A 19,058-nucleotide genomic window follows, 5' to 3' on the forward strand; every position below is an offset into this window, starting at 1 on the left:
CGTGGTTTTACGCATCCCGCCCGACAACCGGGCAGGCCTCCAGTCCGTAGTCCTCTCGGCTATTTGCCCAGGGCGTCGCGTTGGGCGATCAGCCGGTCCAGCTCCTCATTCTGCTGAGCGAGCCGATCCGCGGTGCGCTCCTCGTTGCTCTCACCGGAAGCCGCGGTGGCCTGCTCGATCAACTGCCGGATATTGTCGCGAAGGATGGCGATGCGATCGTCGAGCTCGGCGGCTGAGAGGGTGGAATCCATGGGGCGATACTCCTGACCCGCTACGGGCCATACACAGCCTATAGCGCGCCAGAAGTGCTTTCTATTGAATAATCCGCAGACTAGCCAGCGCCCAGCACCGGGTAGTCGGTGTAGCCAGCCACATCGCCGCCGTAAAACGTCGCCCGGCTATAAGGTGTAAAGGGCGCCTTGCGCTTGATACGCTCCGGCAGGTCCGGATTGGCAATGAACGGGCGGCCAAAGGCGATGATATCGACATTACCGGAAGCGACGGCCTCCTCGGCGGAGGTGCCGTCGAAGCCGCCGGCCGTGACCAGCACGCCGTTCCACATCGGCCGGAACAGCTCGTAGGCTTTAGGCACATTGTTATGAAACACTTCCGCGCGGCCGACGCCGCTGGTGCGCGGCTCGACGAAATGGAGGTAGGCGAGGCCGAGCTTGTCGAGCTCACAGACCACATAGCTGTAGAGCGGCATCGGATCGGCTTCGCCGGAGTCATTCGAGACACCATAAGGCGACAGGCGGACGGCGACACGATCCGCGCTCCAGGCGTCGATGACGGCATTGGTCACTTCGAGCAGCAGGCGGGCGCGGTTCTCGATGGAGCCACCATATTGGTCGGTGCGCCGATTGCTGCGGGTCTGCAGAAATTGTTCGAGCAGATAGCCGTTGGCGCCGTGCACCTCGACGCCGTCGAAGCCGGCTTCCCTGGCATTGCGCGTGGCCTGCCGGTAGGCGTCGATAATGCCCGGAATCTCGCTGGTCTCCAGGGCGCGGGGCGTTTCGTAAGATACCGTCTCGCCTGAAGCCGTCCGCGTGGTAGCGTCGATCGCAATGGCTGACGGCGCGACCGGAAGCCCGCCGCCGGGCTGGAACGAGGAATGTGAGGCACGGCCGACATGCCATAGCTGCAGGAAGATGATGCCGCCTTTGGCATGCACGGCGTCAGTGACCTGACGCCAGCCGGCGATCTGCTCTTTCGAATAGATGCCCGGTGTGTTCGGGTTGCCCTGGCCTTCCTGCATCACCTGCGAGGCCTCGGCGATGATCAGTCCGCCTTCGGTCGCGCGCTGCGCGTAATATTCGGCATTGAGCGTCCATGCAGCGAGAGATGTCTTCTCGGCGCGCATGCGCGTCAGCGGCGCCATCGCGACGCGGTGGCTCAATCGATACGGGCCGACTTGCAGCGGCTGGAACAGGGAAGAGGACGTCATTGGCGCTCCATTCAAAATATCAATCGGGCGATAGCCTTGGTGAACAGGTGTCGCGGCATTCGTATCGTTCAATACAGCGCAGGTCCTGGTCAATCAAAGTTGATGGCATCTATTCGCTGCATTACAGCCTTTAATGCTACGAGGCGGAATTAGGTTGGGCCATATGGGCCCTGACGACGAAGGACGGATCGCGATGGCGAAGAAGCAGGTTCAGGGCGTCGAAGACTATAAAGGTGCCGCCGCAGGTTGGGGCGCGTTGAAAGCAGTGGCCGACGCGGTGCGCGGACAGATGGCGGTCGTCAATGAGACCCATGGCCTTCTGACGATGAACCAGCCGCATGGCTTTGATTGCCCGGGCTGCGCCTGGCCCGATCCAAAGCATACGTCATCATTCGAGTTCTGCGAGAACGGCGCCAAGGCGGTGTCGTGGGAAGCAACGGCCAAGCGCACGACGCCGGAATTCTTTGCGGCCCATACGGTGAGTGAACTCTGGGACTGGCATGATCACGACCTAGAAAACGAGGGACGTCTCACCCATCCGATGGCTTATGATCAGGCCAGCGACAAGTATCTTCCGATCTCGTGGGAAGATGCGATGGCGCGGATCGGTGCCGGCTTGCGCGCTTTGCCCGATCCGAACATGGCCGAGTTCTACACATCGGGGCGCTGCTCTAACGAAGCAGCCTTCATGTACCAGTTGTTCGTGCGCGAATTCGGCACCAACAATTTCCCCGATTGCTCCAACATGTGCCACGAGGCCACGAGCATCGGCCTTCCGGAATCCATCGGCGTCGGCAAGGGCACGGTGACGCTGGAGGATTTCGATCATGCGGATGCCGTGTTCTGCATCGGGCACAATCCCGGCACCAATCATCCGCGCATGCTGACGACCCTGCGCGAATGCTCCAAGCGCGGTGCTGCCATCGTTTCAATCAATCCGCTGCGCGAGCGCGGGCTGGAACGATTCACATCCCCGCAGCATCCAGCGGAAATGCTGACGTTGAGCTCTACGCAGATTTCGTCGACCTATTACCAGGTCAAGGTCGGTGGCGACATTGCCGTGCTGAAGGGCATGATGAAGACCGTCGTGGCGCTCGATGCCGCGAGCCTGGCCCAGGGCGGTCCCGGCGTGCTCGACCGCGCCTTCATCGCCGAACAAACCAACGGCATTGATGCACTGCTCGCCGATCTCGACGCGACCTCATGGGAGGCGATCGAGAAATCGTCGGGCCTGCCGCGCGCCGATATCGAAAACCTCGGCAACATCTACGCCGGGGCCAAGAGCGTGATCATCAATTACGGCATGGGTATTACCCAGCATCGCCACGGCACCGGTAACGTGCAGCAGATCGCCAATCTCCTGATGCTGCGCGGAAACATCGGCCGTCCCGGCGCCGGCATCTCGCCGTTACGCGGGCACTCCAACGTGCAGGGCGACCGCACCGTGGGGATCACCGAAGTACCCAACGCCGCACTGCTCGCCGGTATCGAACGCACGTTCAACTTCAAGCCGCCGAGCGCGCATGGTCACGATGCCGTCGCGTCGGTGAAGGCGATCCGCGATGGCCGTTCGAAGGCGTTGATCTGTCTTGGCGGCAATCTCGCTGTCGCGATGTCAGATCCTGAGGCGACCTATCCGGCGATGCGTAGCCTCGATCTCGTGGTGCATATCGCCACCAAGCTCAATCGCTCGCATCTTCTGATCGCGAAAGAGTCGATCATCCTGCCATGCCTTGGCCGCACCGAGATCGACGTGCAGGCGACGGGTCCGCAACTGGTGACGGTGGAAGATTCGATGTCGATGGTGCACGCCTCGCGCGGCGGCTTGAAGCCGGCGTCTGAGCATCTGAAGTCCGAGACTGCGATCGTTGTCGATATGGCCATTGCGACTTTGCCGAATACAAAGGTGAAGTGGCTCGACTACGTCGCCGACTACAGCAAGATCCGCGACGCCATCGAGTCGGTCTTTCCGGCCTTCGAGGATTACAATGCACGGATCAAGAAGCCCGGTGGCTTCCGGCTGCGCAACGCCGCCTCGGAACGGGAATGGCTGACGCCGAGCAAGAAGGCGCAATTTCTGGTTTTCTCCGGCCTCTATGAGGACGGCCCCGCCGAGACCGCGTTGACGCTGACCACGCTGCGCAGCCACGATCAGTACAACACCACGATTTACGGCATGAACGATCGCTATCGCGGCATCACAGGGCGGCGCGATGTGGTGTTCGTGAACGAGCAGGACCTCGCCCGCCGCGGGCTGAGCCACGGTGATCTGATCGACATCGTGCTGGATCGTCCGGACAGCGCGCCGCGCGCGCTGCGTCGGGTGACGGCGGTGGCTTACAACATCCCACAAGGATCGGTGGCGGCCTATTATCCTGAGGCCAATGTGCTCGTGTCACTCGACCAGCATGATGCGAAGTCGGGAACGCCGGCTTACAAATCGATCCCGATCCGGATCGAGGCATCGGTCGCCTAAGCTGCACCGCAGCATTGAGAGAGCATGACCGCCACGGCTTTCGTGGCGGTTGATGCGCGCCGTGTTTCCGCGTAGGCGAGCGCCATGACCAGTGCTGCCGACTCTTCTGCCTTCAAGCCCGTTGCCATCGATCCGCCCGTGAGCGTAGCGCTCGTGGCCGCGATGCTCATTCTGACCTGCGGGCATGTACTGTCCAACATGCTGCGCACCACGCCTGCGGTCGCGATCGATGTGATGTCGACCGATCTCGGCGTCACGCCGCAGACGCTGGCCGCGCTGACTTCCGCCTATCATTTTTTCTTCGCGCTCCTGCAGATTCCGGTCGGCGTTGCGCTGGATCGCTACAGCATCCGTACGGTGTCGCTCGTGCTGTTCGCCGGTACGGTCTGCGGCGCGGCGATTGCGGCGCTGTCGACCGGGCCGCTCTCGTTCTTCGCGTCGCAGGCAACGATCGGCATGGCGACGTCGGGCATGCTGATGTGCCCGATGACGCTCGCGGCCAAGCGGCTGACACCAGCGCAGTTCGGTCTGTGGTCCGGCATCATTCTGTCATTCGGCAATGCGGGGCTGCTATTGTCGGCCAGTCCGCTTGCTTACGTCGTCGAGCACTGGGGCTGGCGCGCCGGTTTCTGGATTGCGGCGGCCGCGGCTATTGTCGTGGCCATGCTGATCGCGGTTATCGTTCCGTCGTCGCGTCCCGAAGGCCAGCCGCGCGCGCTTCTGGGTGAGATGGTTTCGGTTCTGCAACTCGGTGTCTCCCGCGCAGTGCGCGGTATCGTGATCCTCGCTTTCGTGTCACTTGCGGTTCAGCTTGTGTTGCGTGGGCTTTGGGCAGGTCCCTGGCTGATGAATATCAAGGGACTGTCGCGGATAGAGGCCGGCAATGTGCTGGCGTTGTTTACGGTGGCGCTGGTGATTGGGCCGGCGCTGTCGGGCCTGCTCGATCGCAAGCTGGGTCATCGCCGCATGCTGCTGTTTGCGGTCCATTTGTGCGCCGCCGCGCTGCTGCTCGTGATGGCGCTCGGTGCGCCGGGCTATCCGTTGGCCACGCTTTTCGGCCTGTCTGTGATGCCCGTGGCAGTCGATACCGGCCTGCTTGTGGTCATCGGCCTTCTCGTCGCGATGCAGCCGCTCGTCTATGCGATGATCCGCCAGGTCGTTGCTGCCGAGAATATTGGCAAAGCGCTCTCTGCGGCAAACCTGTCATTCTTCCTCGGCACCGCCGTGATGCAATCGGCTACCAGTCCGATTGCCGCCGCCTGGGGATTGCCCGCAGTTTTAATCTCAATGGCGGTATTCCTGACCGTATGCACCCTCGTCTTCTTCGTGTTGACGCGTCCCGCAGCGCAGCGCGGGGCTGCATAACAGGTCCATGACGATTGCGACGGCAAGTTGCTGGAATTGCCGTGAGTCCTGTGGTCTGATGCGCAGAGTGACGCGATCAAGACGTCGCGCGCGGTCTCGCATTGCGGGGCGCCTCACACAGGGAGGACGTGACTTGCCGTTTTTCGTCAGGGGAACCGATACGTCAGGGACTGTTTCACTCCGCCGCGACAACGCGGCCGGAGCTGTCAAGAAGGCCAGGGAGCTGCTCGATGACGGCAGCTGGGATGTTGAAATCACCGGCCCGGATGGACTTCCGCATCCGATTGCCGAATTCGAGGCGATGTATTCCGCCGGTGCGACGACGGCGGTGCATGCGACATAGCTGACGGGCAAGGGATGCAGTGACGGCGACCGATCTTGTTCTGCATCACTATCCGCGTTCGCCGTTTGCCGAGAAAGTGCGCGTCGCCTTCGGATTGAAGGGCCTGCATTGGCAGTCAGTGATCCAGCCGCGGATCGCGCCGAAGCCACAGCTCGTGGCGCTCACCGGAGGCTATCGCCGCGTTCCGGTGCTGCAGATCGGCGCAGACGTCTATTGCGATACGCGCCGCATTCTCGCGGAGCTTGAGCGGCGTTTTCCCGAGACGACGCTTTATCCGACGGGCACGCGCGGTCAGGCCGATATCATCGCGGCCTGGGCCGATCGCGCGCTCTTTGCCAATGCTCTTGGACTGGTCTTCGGCCTGAACGGCGATCGTTTTCCGCCAGAACTGCATGCCGATCGCGCGAGTTTCACGTCAGGCAAGTTCGATGGTTGGGACAGCGTGAAGATGCGTGAGCAGATTCCTGCGCTCCGCAACCGGTTTCGCATTCATCTAGCCTGGCTCAGCGATTGGCTTGCGCGTGGCGACGCGTTCCTGCTTGGCCAGGCGCCGTCACTTGCCGATCTCACCGTCTATCACCCGCTCTGGTACGCGCGCGGCAATCTCGGTGAGAGCGAAGGTCTTGCCGAGCATCCGCGCGTTCTCGCTTGGATGGACCGGGTTGCTGCGCTGGGGCACGGAACGGTTGAGGAGCTGTCGCCCGAGCAGGCGCTGGACATAGCGCGGCTCTGTCAGCCTATGGCGACATCTGCTTCTCATAACGATATTGCAGATGATCAAGGTCTGCCGTTTAAGGAAGGCGTAATGGTATCGGTCATGCCGACCGATTGGGGTTTCGATCCCGTCATCGGTGCGTTTGTTTCTGCGGGTCATGACAGCACCGCTTTGCGGCGTGAGGATCCCGATGTCGGCGCGACGGTTGTGCACTTCCCGCGTGCAGGCTTTGCGATTGCGCGACTGTGAAAGCCCCGTCACGGATGCATGGCCCTCATTCGCGATTTCCATGCGCCGCAATTTGACGCAGCTGCGCAAACGCGGCTAAGTCCGAAAACGCTGCCCGACTGCGATATGCAGACTCCCAATCTGCAACGCGGTGTTCGACACTCCAGCGCCCAGTAACAGAACAAGAAAGCGCGCCGCTTCAGCGACGTTGCGCATCGGAGGATATGACATGACCATGACCCGCCGCACGTTTGGACTTGGTGCCTCTGCCGTTCTGGCGGGGCCGATCGCCGCGCCTTTCGTTCGTAGCGCAGGCGCCGCCGAGCCGGCGATCCGCATCGGCATGGTCAATTCGATGAGCGGCGGTCTTGCGGCTTACGCGCAGGAAGGCCAGCCGGCTTTCGAATACATCATCAAGAAGATCAATGCCGAAGGCGGCATCAAGAGCAAGGGCGGCGCCAGGATCGAGCTGGTGCTGGCGGACGATACCAGCCAGCCGGCGCGCACCGCCGCCGAAGCGCGGCGCCTGATCACCGAGGAAAAGGTGCAGCTTCTGACTGGCACCATTCTCAGCGCACAGATGCTGGCGCTGACGCCGGTGGTCGACGAAGCCAAGATTCCGACGCTGTCGGTCTGGGCTGGTGGGTCGCAGTCGAACTATATGTTCACGCTGGGTTATCCCTATGATCGCGGCTATGCGCAGACCATGCATGACTTCGTCATCTCATTGCGCGATGATTTCAAATTTCCGATCAAGACCGCCGTCATGGCCTATTCGAATTACGAGGCCGGCCAGCAGTCGAACAAATTCCTGGTCGAGAAGCTGAAGGCGAGCGGCATCCAGATCATCGGCGAAGCCGCGCTCGATATTCGTGCGCAGGACCAGACGGCAGCCATGGTCCGTATTCGCTCGCTCAAGCCGGACGTCGTCGTTGGCCTCGTGACGCCGCGCGATGGCATCCTGCTGCATCAGGCGCGTTACAATCTGAACTATCACGGCAGCATCTTCTGCGGCGGCACCGGCGGCTATTCGGATCTGTCGCTCTGGAAGGATCTCGGCCCCGAGATCGGCAAGGCCGTGCTGACGAAGAACCTGTTCGGTATGACCGGCTTCAGCGCCGGCGCCAAGATTGAATCAATGCAGAAGATCGTCGCGGAACTGCGCGATGTCGCCAAGCTCGACAAAATCGGCCAGGGCGCGGTGCAATATGCCCAGGCGGCGCGCGTGCTGCAGCAGGTGCTCGAGAATGCCAAGTCGCTGCAGAGCGATGCATTGCTCGAGGCGCTGAAGAACGTCAACATTCCGGCAGGCGATCCGAATCTCTACATTGCCAAGCCGAAGGGCCTCCAATTCGCGGAAGACCGTCTGCTCAAGGACGGTTCTGCGATGTTCATCCAGTGGACTCCCGAGCAGGATCAGCAAGTCGTATTCCCGAAGGAATTTGCCCAAGTGCCGCCGCGGCCGAAGTCCTGATCGGCGCTGTAGTAAGACTGAGCGCAACATAAAGAGTGGACGGCTGTGGCATTTCTGGAAGTCTCCAACATCACCAGGCGGTTTGGCGGGCTGGTCGCGCTGAACGCGGTGAGCTTCGACGTCGAGAAAGGCGAAATTCTCGGCATCATTGGCCCGAACGGTGCCGGCAAGACCACTTTGTTCGGTGTGATCTCCGGCTTCATTCCGCCGAGTGCGGGCGACGTCGTTTATGACGGTGAAAGCATTATCGGGGTGTCGCCGGATCGGCTGGTGCGCCGTGGATTGATGCGCTCCTTCCAGATCGTCCAGTCCTTTGCCGACATGACGGCGCTCGACGTCGTCACGACCGCAGCGTTGACGCGCCGGCCGATGCGCGAGGCGATCGACTATGCGGCGCATGCGCTGCTGCGTGTCGGCCTTGGCGGCAAGGAACACAAGACGCCGGCGACACTGTCGCTGCAGGACAAGAAGCTGCTGGAACTGGCGAAGTGCATCGCTACCGATCCGCGCTGCATCCTGCTCGACGAAGTGATGGCTGGTCTGACCATGGCCGAGACCGCCGCGCCGATCGCGATTATCGAGGAGCTCAACAAGCAGGGCGTCACCATCGTGATGGTCGAGCATGTGATGCCGGTCATCATGCGGCTGGCGCAGCGTATGGTGGTGATCAATTTCGGCGAGAAGATCGCGCAGGGCACGCCCGACGAGATACTCAAGGATCAGCGCGTCGTCGATGCCTATTTCGGAGATCATCTCGATGCTTGAGATCGATAACCTGGTTGCAGGCTATGGTGGCGTGCCGGTGCTGCGCGACATCAATGCCAAGATGGCTGCGGGTGAGATCGTTGGCCTGCTCGGCGCCAACAACGCCGGCAAGACCACGCTGATCAATGCGCTGTCCGGAATGGTCAAGCCGATATCCGGCCGTATCTTGTTTCTGGGTGAGGACATCAGCAAATTGACGCCGCAGGCTCGTGTCGAGCTCGGCATCGTGCAGGTGCCGGAAGGCCGTCTGGTGTTTCCGGAAATGAGCATCCGCGAAAATCTTCTGCTTGGCGGCATCAATGCGCATGCGCGCAAGCATCGTCCGCAGCAGATGGAAAAAGTCATCGGTTTGTTTCCGCGGCTTGGCGAGCGGCTGACCCAGAGTGCCGGTTCACTATCAGGCGGCGAGCAACAGATGCTTGCGATCGGCCGCGGGCTGATGGCGGAAGCCAAGCTCTTGATGCTCGATGAGCCCTCGCTCGGTCTGTCGCCGCTGTTCGTGCAGTATATTTTCGAGATCATCGACAAACTACATGCCGACGGTCTGACCATCCTGCTGGTGGAGCAGAATCTGAATTTGACGTTGCGCCACGCCAAGCGCTGCTACGTGCTGGAGCGCGGGCAGGTGGCGGTCGAGGGTGATGCGGAGACCGTGAAAAACGATCCGCGCACCCGCAGCGCCTATCTTGGTCTGTGATCGGAGAGTGATGTGACCGAACTTTATCAGGCTCTCGCCCAAGGCCTTCTGATCGGCGCTACCTATGGCTTGCTGGCGCTGGGCATGGGGCTCGTCTACGGCGTCTCGGGTGTCGTCAACTTCTCCCATGGCGATTTCATCTCGCTCGGCATGTTCATGTGCCTCGCGCTGTATTCGGCTTTCGCCATGGACCCCTATGTGTCGATCATCATCACGGTGCCGCTGATGATCGCCATCGGTGCGCTGGTCTACATCTTCCTGATACGGCCGATGGTCGGGCATCAGTTCCTGATGGTGGTGCAGCTTACGCTCGGTCTCAGCCTGGTGCTGCAGAACGGCATCCTGATGGTGTTCGGCGGCGAGCCGGCGCGGACGCCCTCCTTCGTCGAATCCAAGCTGATCATTCTCGGTGACGTGGTGCTGCGAGTGCCGCACATCGTCGCCTTCGTCGTTTCCTTTGCGCTCGCCATCGGCCTCTACATCATGCTGCGCTCGACCGACTTCGGCCGCTCGATCCGCGCCGTGCACCAGAATGCCCATGCCGCCGCGCTGATGGGCATCAATGTCGGCCGCGTCCAGGTGCTGACCTTCGCGCTCGGCATCGGTATTCTCGCGCTGGCCGCCGCGCTGCTGCTGCCGGGCACTCCGATCCAGCCGACCCAAGGCCTGCGCTACACCGTGATCACGCTGCTGGTCGTGGTGCTCGGCGGCATGACCAATTTCGTCGGCATCATGCTCGGCGGCCTGATTATCGGCATCGCCGAAGCCTTCGGCACGATCTATCTCGACGGCCCGATCGGCTTGCTGCTGCCATACATCATCTTCGTGGCGATCATGCTGTTTCTCCCGAAGGGCCTGACCTGGAGCTCGGCACGATGAGAGACGAATTCTACAAGACGCTCGCATCGCCGATCTGGTGGGGCGCGCTGGTCATCGCCGCCATCATGCCGTTCGTGCTGTCGAGCTATTACGTCCACATTCTCACGCTGGCGCTGGTCTATGTGGCACTGGCTTCGTCGTGGAACATCGTCGGCGGCATGGCCGGGCAGATCTCGCTGGCGCACAGCCTGTTTATCGGCATCGGATCGATGTTCTCGGCCGCGCTGTTGCTCAAGCTCGGCATCAATATGTGGCTGGGTCTCGTGATCTCGGCGGTGATCTCCGGAATCCTCGGCGCCGTCATCGCCTGGATCGACTTCCGCTTTCAGCTCGGCCATCTCTCTTTCGTACTCATCACGCTCGCCTTCGCCGAAATGGGCAGCATCGTTGTCGAGGGCTGGGACTTCCTCGGCGGTGCATCCGGGCTGCTGCTGCCGAAGGACACGGGTAATTTCCTGGCGTTCCAGTTTGGCGGCGGTCACGGTGCGTTCTGGATGATGCTGGCATTGGCGGCGATCTGCGTGCTGGTCAATGTCGCGATTCTCAATTCGCCGCTCGGCTATTATCTGCGCACCATCCGCGACAACGAGAAGGCGGCGCAGGCGATTGGCGTCAACATCCTGCGCTACAAGATCACCGCCATGGTGATCTCGGCGATGCTCGCCTCCGTCGTCGGTACTGCCTATGTGCGCTATCTCACCTTTGCCGATCCCTATCTGCTGATCTCGCCTGTGATCACCATCGAGATCGTGCTGTTTGCAACCGTCGGCGGGCTCGGCCGCGCCTATGGCCCCGCGCTTGGCGCATTGCTGCTGGTGCCACTTGGTGAAATCCTGCGCGGCAAGCTCGGCAGCACGCTGCCCGGCCTGCATTATTTCATCTACGGCATCGTGGTGATCTCGGTGATTTTGGTGACGCCGCGTGGGCTGTTGCCGCTGTTTGAACGGCTCTGGGCGCGCTGGCGCGGCCCTGCGGTTGCCGGCAAGCCCTAAGCGGCTCGGGAATTGCCGACGTTGGAACTTCCGTCATCCGTTGGCTGATGCCGTTTCCAACGATAGTCTCTTGCCGCGGCGGAACGTTGGCTCCGCCGGTTGGGAGCTGAAATCATGCGCTTCGACGCGATCATCATCGGCGCCGGCCAGGCGGGGCCTTCGCTCGCGGGTCGGCTTACGTCCGCCGGCATGTCGGTTGCGATCATTGAGCGCCATCTGTTTGGTGGCACCTGCGTCAATACCGGCTGCAAGCCGACCAAGACGCTGGTCGCCTCCGCCTATGCCGCGCATCTTGCGCGCCGCGGCAGCGACTATGGCGTGATGATTGACGCGCCGGTGCGGATCGATATGGCTCGCGTGAAGGCGCGGGCAGACAAGGTGATCCACGACTCGCGCAATGGCGTCGAAAGCTGGTTGCGCGGCATGGACAAATGCACGGTCATCGACGGCCATGCGCGGTTCGAATCTGCGGATACGATCCGCGTGGGCGATGAGTTGCTGACGGCGCCAAAGATTTTCCTGAATGTCGGTGGGCGGGCTGTCGTGCCGGATATGCCGGGGATCAACGACGTCACCTATCTGACCAATACGGGAATCCTGCAGCTGGATCGCGTGCCGAAACATCTGGTGGTGATCGGCGGCAGCTATATCGGGCTCGAATTTGCGCAGATGTATCGCCGCTTCGGCGCCGAAGTGACGGTGGTCGAGAAGGGCGCGCATCTGGTCTCGCGCGAGGATGCGGAGATCTCCGAAGCGATCCGCGATATCCTGCTCGCCGAAGGCATCCATATCCGAACCAATGCCGAATGCATCACCTTCAAGCCACATCCCGATGGCGTGGCTGTCGGTGTCGACTGCACCGAAGGCGCGCCGGAGATCATCGGCAGTGATGTTTTGCTTGCGGTGGGACGCCGTCCGAATACCGACGATCTCGGTCTCGACAAGGCTGGCATCGCTGTGGATGACCGCGGCTACATCAAGGTCGATGACGGTCTCGCTACCAATGTGCCGGGCATTTTTGCCATGGGCGATTGCAACGGCCGCGGCGCCTTCACGCATACGGCTTACAACGACTTCGAGATCATTGCCGCGAACCTGCTCGATAGCGCAAGCCGCCGCGTCAGCGATCGGCTTCCCGGCTATGCGCTGTTCATCGACCCGCCGCTTGGCCGCGTCGGCATGACGCTGACTCAGGCAAAGGCCACAGGCAGGAAATTGCTGATCGGCAACCGGCCGATGACCCATGTGGGCCGCGCCGTCGAGAAGGGCGAGACGGCGGGCATGATGCAGGTTGTGGTCGATGCTGAAACGAAGAAGATTTTGGGAGCCGCCATCCTCGGTACCGGAGGCGACGAGGCGATCCATGGCATTCTCGACATCATGAATGCCGGCGCCGATTATACCCAGTTGCAATGGGCGGTGCCGATCCATCCGACGGTGTCGGAACTGATCCCGACGCTGCTCAACGAGATGAAGTGATCGTCGCTCAGGCAGTCTGGAACTTGAGCACGGCCATCAGCGTCAACAAGGTGGTTGCGCAGGATGCGGACACAATCGCCATATTGACAAGGCTGCGGACTGCAACGGCCGCGACTGCAGAAATCGGATGAACAGCGTCCGATGCACTGGCTTTCTTGCGCGGAGCCGGTTTCTTCTTTGCTGCCATGACGATCCCCAAAGAGAGGGGTCAGACCGTTGACCGGCCTGACCCTGACGCCTTCCCTGCCGAGGTGTGTCCCTCGATCATGACGCGACCATCGCATGAATGGCCGGTGAACTGCTTAACGCGCGTGGTGAATCGAATCTGACCAGATTCGATGGTTTATGAATTTCCTCGTTCTAGATTGTTCGCCCGCCATCGACTGGGAGGATCACGCCGGTGAGGAACTCGGATTCCTCGCCCGCCAGATAAACGCAGGCATTGGCGATATCCGAGGGGCGCGACATGCGGCCGAGCGGGATCGTCCCGATAAATTTGGCGCGGTTCTCTGGCGTATCCGGCACGCCCATGAAGGATTCCAGTAGTGCGGTTTCGCCGATCACCGGTGCGATGCAATTGACGCGGATGCCATCGGGCGCCAGTTCCACGGCCATCGATTTCGACATCAGGTTCACCGCGCCTTTGGTGGCGTTGTACCAGGTCAGCCCTGGACGCGGCCGGACACCGGCGGTGGACCCGATATTGATGATGCGGCCGCTCTTCTGCTTCTTCATCACCGGCACGCACGCATTGGTCATCAGAAAGATCGATTTCACATTGATGTCGAATGCCTTGTCGAATTCTTCTTCGGTCACTTCGAGCAAGGGCTTGTTGCGAAAGGTCCAGCCGGCATTGTTGACGACGACGTCGAGCTTGCCGAATTTCTCGACCGCGAGCTTCACCGAGGCATCAACATCGGCCTTGCTGGTGACGCTGCCGCCGAGGGCGATTGCGCTGTCGCCAATCTCGGCCGCAACCTTCTTCGCGCCATCGGCATCCAGATCGAGGATGACGACCTTGGCGCCTTCGCGCGCGTAAGACCGTGCGATCTCGGCACCGAAACCCGATGCGCCGCCGGTGACGATAGTGGATAGGCCTTGAAGTCGCATGTTGTTTTCTCCCGGATTTTGCGCCTTGTCTGGCGCTTGACGATCAAGGTTAGAGCCGATGGTGGCGGCTGTGAAGGCGCCACGGCGAATGGCTGCTAAAGGAAGCGTGGCCTTTACAGAAAACGTCTTGCGTTGACTTCTTCGAGATCGAGCCCTTCCTCGATCGCATGCAGCACACTGTCGTGGATTTCGCCCTCACGGTGCATCTTCAGAAGCTCTGCACGGCCGGCTTCGATGGCGGCCAGCACGGTCGTGTAATGGTCGATGCGGTGCGGCGATAGTGCCTCAGCCTCTTCGGCATAGCGCGCCGCGGCGCCCTTGCGATAGGTATATTGCTCGAACAGGCGCGGATGGCGATGTGTGCCGTCATCATTGCGTGACGCCTTTTCGACGGCAGAAAATTGCGCGGTTGCAACCCGCGCGCGCGCCTGCGCCTCGCTCAGTTTGGAGTGATGCGGTGTGCGGACATTGTCGGTTTTGATCAGACGGCGCACGATCGGTGCCAGCGTCGAGCCCTGGACAAGAACAGTCACCAGGATCACTGCGAAGGTGATTGCCAGGATGACGTCACGGCCGGGAAATTGCTCCGGCAGTGACAGCGCGGCAGCGAGACTGACCACGCCGCGCAAACCGGCCCAGCTCATGATGAACGGTACCGTCCATGGCGGGGCGGGGTCGCGGGCGCGCAACTTCGGCATCAGCATGCGCGGCAGATAGGTGCCGGGAAACATCCAGGCAAAGCGGGCGAGGATCACCGCGGCGATGATTGCGCCTGTCGCCGGCAACAGTGCCACCAGCGCGTCATAGCCGCCGAGACGATACAGCACGCCGCGCAGCGACAGGCCAATCAGGATAAACACCAGAGATTCCAGGACGAACACGACGACGCTCCACGCTGCGGTGGCGCGGGTGCGCGTCGCAGCGCCGAAGAACTCGTGCTGCTTCCATCCCAGGATCATGCCGCAGGCGACGGTGGACAGCACGCCGGAGACGTGGAGCTTTTCCGCGGCGATATAGGAGATCCAGGCGACCAGGAAGGTCCATGCAATGGCGAGGTCGATTTCCTTGATGCGCTTGATCACCAGGATAGCGGCGAAGGCGAATGCGATGCCGACAAGCAGGCCGCCGATCGCAACCGAGAAGAAACTCACGGTGGCCGCAGTGGCGCTGAACGAGCCGGTCAGCGCTGCCGCGATAGCGAAGCGCAGCAGCACCAGGCCCGATGCGTCGTTGACGAGGCTCTCGCCCTCCAGCAGCACGATAATGCGCGGTGGGAGCGGCACGCTCTGGAGCACGGCCTTGGCCGCCACCGAATCCGGCGGCGAGACAATGGCGCCGAGCGCAAAACAGGCGGCCCAGGGCAGCGACGGCATCACCAGATGCGCGACGACGCCGACCACGAGGGTGGTGAAGAAGACAGCGCCAACGGCGAGCTGCAATATGATGCGAAGATCGGCGCGGAAATCCCGCCAGGAGGTGAACCAGGCGCTCGACATCAGCAGCGGCGGCAGAAACAACACGAGCACCAGCTCGGGGTCGATCTCGACATCCGGGGTGCCCGGGATCAGTGCGAAGCCGATGCCGCCGAGGATCAGTGCAGCCGCGCGCGGTAGCTGAAAACGCCGCGCGATCATGTCGAGCAAAACGATGACAGCCATCAGCAGCAGGATAATTTCGAAGCGGGAAACGGCGGTCATGAGGGCCTGTCGAGATGCGAGAAAAACGGTCGGACGTCGATTCGGGCCAATGCCGTGATCTGATGTCTGTCATCTATCTTGCAAATGTCGCACGGGCTGTACAGCGGGCCAGTGCTTTTGCAGCAGGCCAGCACGAAAAAAGGGCGACCCGACGGGCCGCCCTTCGATGCCTTAATTATGCGCTTCAGACTACTCTGCGCTGCTGACTAGTCGCAGCGACACCCTATGCTCCATCATGCTGCGATAGGTGGCCACATAATCGAGGGCCATGCGCCGGGCGGTGAAGCGGGTTTCGAATTGCTTGCGGATCGCTGTACGGTCCATGCCGGCGAGACGACTCACCGCGGCAACTGCACTGGTCTCGTCCTCGACGATGAAGCCGGTGAGGGCCTCGTCGATGATCTCCGGCACCGAGCCGCGATTATAGGCGATGACCGGCGTGCCGCAGGCCATGGATTCGATCATCACCAGGCCAAACGGCTCGGGCCAGTCGATCGGCAGCAACAGACCATAGGCGCCGCTGAGGAATTCCGGCTTCTCCCGGTCGCTGATCTCGCCGATATATTCGACCAGCGGATGATCCATCAGTGGGCGAACGACCTGCTCGTAATAGTCCTCATCCGCGCGGTCGATCTTGGCCGCGATTTTCAGCGGGATGCCGGCGCGGATGGCGATCTTGATCGCGCGGTCGACGCCCTTCTCGGGCGCAATACGCCCGAGCAAGGCGAGGTAGCTCGGCGTGATCGGTTGCGGCGTCAGCAATTTCTCGGGAAGGCCGTGATAGATCGTGCGCACGAAATTCGCCTGCGGTACCGGGCGCCGCTGCGCGTTCGAAATCGAAACAACGGGAATCTTGGAGAAAGTCGTGAAGGTCGGCTGATGTTCCGGCAGATCCAGACGGCCGTGCAGCGTCGTGAGAAATGGTGTGGGTTGGCGGGAGAATAGCGAGAACGGATAGTAATCGAGATGGAAATGCAGAACGTCGAATTCGTCGTCGTCACATTTCTGTCTTACGCGCTCGAGCATTTCCATATGGAGGGCGTTGGGATCGCGGACAGAGCCATCGAGCCGTAGCGCCTTCGGCCATCCGGCGTCGAGCTTGCCTGACGTTTGAGAGTCGCCGCTGGCGAACAGCGTAACATCATGCCCCTGCGCCACCAGCTCTTCGGTCAACCAGTGGACGACGCGTTCCGTGCCTCCATAGAGCTTCGGCGGAACGGCTTCTGTCAGCGGAGCAACTTGCGCGATGCGCATTTTACATATCTCCCATGTTGGAAGTGATGAACAACTTCAGCGACGACGTGTCGGTACCGGTATGCCTGAAGCTGGAACGTTCTCGCATCTGCGAGGTTCCTATGTGATCTGCGTAGTTCGTCCACACTGTGGTCTTGCTGATGCCATCACGTTCAACCACGGTTTCCGGAGTGTTAATGCTACCCGAATGTTGCGCCGAGATGGCGAGAGCGTGGGAAATTCGGGATGGCATCATCTCCATCAGCGGGCGGGGACGCTGTCCGTCGAGATTCTTGTTCTTATTCAACGGGTTTTGACAATCACATGGACAGTCTTTCCGGATATGCGTATCGCCCTTTCGCTTTCGTGATGCGCTACATCAGGATGCGTTCTGCATCGCATCTGATCATCCTGATATCCGTGCTTGCAGCCGTCGCCTGTTCGGTGGGCACGCAGTACGGAATTAAATTTTTAGTCGATGGCCTCTCATCTGGACCTTCGGGAGCCGGTAATACCGTCTGGATCGCATTTGGCGTTCTGATCTCGCTGATCACGGCAGACATGTTCCTGTGGCGCGTGGCCAGCTGGACCGCGAGCTACACATTCGTTGGTGTCACGGGCGATCTCAGGCGCGATATCTTTCGCCATCTGACCGGACACGCACCGAGCTACTTCTCGGATCGGCTGCCCGGCATGCTGACCAGCCGTATCACGGCAACATCCAACGCGGTCTTCACGGTCGAAAACATGTTTGTCTGGAACGTGTTGCCGCCCTGCGTCGCGACATTCGCGGCGATCCTGCTGATTGGAACCGTCAGCCTGCCGATGGCGGCGGGACTGACGGTCGTGGCGGGCGCGGTCGTCGTGATGATGTTCAAGATGGCCGCGGCCGGCAAGAAACTGCATGATGACTTCGCCAGCAAGGCGGCCGCAGTCGATGGCGAAATGGTCGATGTCATCAACAATATGCCGCTGGTCCGCGCATTCTGCGGATTGAGCTTCGAGCATGACCGCTTCGATGAAACGGTCGATCGCGAGCTGAACGCCCGTGGTCGCAGCCTGCGCTATCTTGAGCGCCTGCGCCTGACGCATGCGGCCATCACGGTCGCGCTCACGATCGGGCTGCTCGCCTGGGCGATCATGCTGTGGCAACGCGGCGGCGCCAGCACCGGCGACGTCGTTCTGATCTGTACGCTCGGTCTCTCGATCCTGCATGCGACGCGAGATCTTGCGGTAGCGCTCGTGGATGTCACGCAACATGTTGCGCGACTGTCCGAGGCGCTGTCCACATTGCTGGTGCCCCATGAACTCAGCGACCATCCCGAGGCCGAGCCGCTGGTGAAGTCCGGTGCAGCGATCGCCTTCAACAATATCTCGTTCCGTTACCCCGGCGGTCTGCAGGTGTTCGATAAGTTCACGTTGCGGCTCAATGCCGGGCAGCGCGTCGGGCTCGTCGGCCAATCCGGCGGCGGCAAGTCGAGCCTGTTCGTGCTGTTGCAGCGCTTCTATGACGTCCAGGATGGCAGCATCACCATCGATGGCCAGGATATTTCACGCGTGACCCAGCACAGCCTGCGTCACGCAATCTCCGTGGTACCGCAGGACATCTCATTGTTCCATCGCTCCATCATGGAGAACATCCGGTATGGACGTCCCGAGGCGACGGATGACGAGGTATTGCGTGCAGCCATTTCGGCGCGTTGCGACTTCGTCGAGACGCTGCCGGAAGGTCTTCACACCATGGTCGGGGACCGCGGCGTCAAACTGTCCGGCGGGCAGCGCCAGCGCATCGCCATTGCACGCGCCTTCCTGAAGGACGCGCCCATTCTGCTGCTGGATGAGGCGACGGCTGCCCTCGACAGTGAATCGGAAGAGGCGATCCGTGAGGCGCTGGCGCGTCTGATGCGTGGTCGCACGGTGATCGCGATCGCGCATCGCCTCGCGACGCTGCGCAATTTCGATCGCGTGGTCATGCTGCAGAGCGGCAAGATCATTGAGGACGGCAAACCTGATCATCTGATGCAGGGCGAGGGGCCGTATCGGGAACTCGTCACACAGGAAATGAGCCGTCTCGCGCAGCACGCAGCCTGACGACTCAGTTATCCTCTCCAGGCGCTGCGTTTATCTTCGTGCCTGTCTTCACCCTACAACCGGCCGAGGT

At 61.3% G+C, this 19,058-nt stretch carries 17 protein-coding genes; 11 read left to right on the forward strand and 6 right to left on the reverse strand.

Translation table 11 applies throughout. The annotated features are described in order from the left end of the window. Positions 1 to 59: 59 nt before the first annotated feature. Both HP556_RS29695 and HP556_RS29700 read right to left on the reverse strand, forming a co-directional pair. A complete protein-coding gene (locus HP556_RS29695) occupies positions 60 to 251 on the reverse strand; it encodes a hypothetical protein (RefSeq protein WP_081422070.1) in 192 nt (63 codons plus the stop codon). 80 nt (positions 252 to 331) lie between these two features. Continuing rightward, complete coding sequence (locus HP556_RS29700) at positions 332 to 1,444, reverse strand: alkene reductase (RefSeq protein ID WP_175369553.1); 1,113 nt, start codon at positions 1,442 to 1,444, stop codon at positions 332 to 334. Positions 1,445 to 1,637: 193 nt separating this feature from the next. Here HP556_RS29700 and HP556_RS29705 point away from each other — a divergent pair, with 193 nt between their 5' ends. The 10 genes from HP556_RS29705 (at position 1,638) to HP556_RS29750 (ending at position 12,857) form a co-directional block, all read left to right on the forward strand. Beyond that, positions 1,638 to 3,920, forward strand: coding sequence for an FdhF/YdeP family oxidoreductase (locus tag HP556_RS29705; protein ID WP_175369554.1), 2,283 nt, complete (start codon positions 1,638 to 1,640; stop codon positions 3,918 to 3,920). Between the two features lie 84 nt (positions 3,921 to 4,004). Beyond that, positions 4,005 to 5,285: an MFS transporter gene (locus tag HP556_RS29710; RefSeq protein WP_120287881.1), complete on the forward strand. Its 1,281-nt coding sequence runs from the start codon at positions 4,005 to 4,007 to the stop codon at positions 5,283 to 5,285. A 133-nt stretch (positions 5,286 to 5,418) separates the two neighbouring features. After that, positions 5,419 to 5,628: a hypothetical protein gene (locus tag HP556_RS29715; protein WP_068737702.1), complete on the forward strand. Its 210-nt coding sequence runs from the start codon at positions 5,419 to 5,421 to the stop codon at positions 5,626 to 5,628. Between the two features lie 19 nt (positions 5,629 to 5,647). Continuing rightward, on the forward strand, positions 5,648 to 6,592 hold the full coding sequence (locus HP556_RS29720; protein WP_175369555.1) for a glutathione S-transferase N-terminal domain-containing protein: 945 nt from the start codon (positions 5,648 to 5,650) through the stop codon (positions 6,590 to 6,592). 208 nt (positions 6,593 to 6,800) lie between these two features. Beyond that, on the forward strand, positions 6,801 to 8,045 hold the full coding sequence (locus HP556_RS29725; protein WP_175369556.1) for an ABC transporter substrate-binding protein: 1,245 nt from the start codon (positions 6,801 to 6,803) through the stop codon (positions 8,043 to 8,045). Between the two features lie 45 nt (positions 8,046 to 8,090). Next, complete coding sequence (locus tag HP556_RS29730; protein WP_175369557.1) at positions 8,091 to 8,810, forward strand: ATP-binding cassette domain-containing protein; 720 nt, start codon at positions 8,091 to 8,093, stop codon at positions 8,808 to 8,810. Beyond that, a complete protein-coding gene (locus HP556_RS29735) occupies positions 8,803 to 9,507 on the forward strand; it encodes an ABC transporter ATP-binding protein (protein WP_175369558.1) in 705 nt (234 codons plus the stop codon). Before HP556_RS29730 ends, HP556_RS29735 begins: the two co-directional genes overlap by 8 nt. A gap of 12 nt (positions 9,508 to 9,519) precedes the next feature. Further along, positions 9,520 to 10,386 carry an ABC transporter permease subunit gene (locus HP556_RS29740; RefSeq protein WP_175369559.1) on the forward strand — a complete coding sequence of 289 codons (867 nt, stop codon included), beginning with the start codon at positions 9,520 to 9,522 and terminating at the stop codon, positions 10,384 to 10,386. Next, the gene (locus tag HP556_RS29745; RefSeq protein ID WP_175369560.1) at positions 10,383 to 11,378 is read left to right on the forward strand and encodes a branched-chain amino acid ABC transporter permease; all 996 of its coding nucleotides are present in this window, start codon (positions 10,383 to 10,385) and stop codon (positions 11,376 to 11,378) included. Before HP556_RS29740 ends, HP556_RS29745 begins: the two co-directional genes overlap by 4 nt. Positions 11,379 to 11,492: 114 nt before the next feature. Beyond that, positions 11,493 to 12,857, forward strand: a complete 1,365-nt coding sequence (locus tag HP556_RS29750) for an FAD-containing oxidoreductase (protein ID WP_175369561.1) — start codon at positions 11,493 to 11,495, stop codon at positions 12,855 to 12,857. A 7-nt stretch (positions 12,858 to 12,864) separates the two neighbouring features. Here HP556_RS29750 and HP556_RS29755 read toward each other — a convergent pair whose 3' ends face one another. The 4 genes from HP556_RS29755 to HP556_RS29770 form a co-directional block, all read right to left on the reverse strand. Then, positions 12,865 to 13,044, reverse strand: coding sequence for a hypothetical protein (locus HP556_RS29755; protein ID WP_175369562.1), 180 nt, complete (start codon positions 13,042 to 13,044; stop codon positions 12,865 to 12,867). A gap of 173 nt (positions 13,045 to 13,217) precedes the next feature. Next, positions 13,218 to 13,967, reverse strand: coding sequence for a glucose 1-dehydrogenase (locus HP556_RS29760; protein ID WP_175369563.1), 750 nt, complete (start codon positions 13,965 to 13,967; stop codon positions 13,218 to 13,220). A gap of 113 nt (positions 13,968 to 14,080) precedes the next feature. After that, a complete protein-coding gene (locus HP556_RS29765) occupies positions 14,081 to 15,664 on the reverse strand; it encodes a Na+/H+ antiporter (RefSeq protein ID WP_175369564.1) in 1,584 nt (527 codons plus the stop codon). 189 nt (positions 15,665 to 15,853) lie between these two features. Next, positions 15,854 to 16,918 carry a glycosyltransferase family 4 protein gene (locus tag HP556_RS29770; RefSeq protein ID WP_175369565.1) on the reverse strand — a complete coding sequence of 355 codons (1,065 nt, stop codon included), beginning with the start codon at positions 16,916 to 16,918 and terminating at the stop codon, positions 15,854 to 15,856. Positions 16,919 to 17,221: 303 nt separating this feature from the next. Between HP556_RS29770 and HP556_RS29775 the strand changes: the two genes are divergently transcribed. Continuing rightward, entirely contained in the window at positions 17,222 to 18,988 is a 1,767-nt protein-coding gene (locus HP556_RS29775) for an ABC transporter ATP-binding protein (protein WP_089266712.1), read from the forward strand. The last annotated feature ends 70 nt before the right edge of the window (positions 18,989 to 19,058 follow it).

This window comes from Tardiphaga robiniae, from assembly GCF_013359755.1.
Lineage (GTDB): Bacteria > Pseudomonadota > Alphaproteobacteria > Rhizobiales > Xanthobacteraceae > Tardiphaga > Tardiphaga robiniae.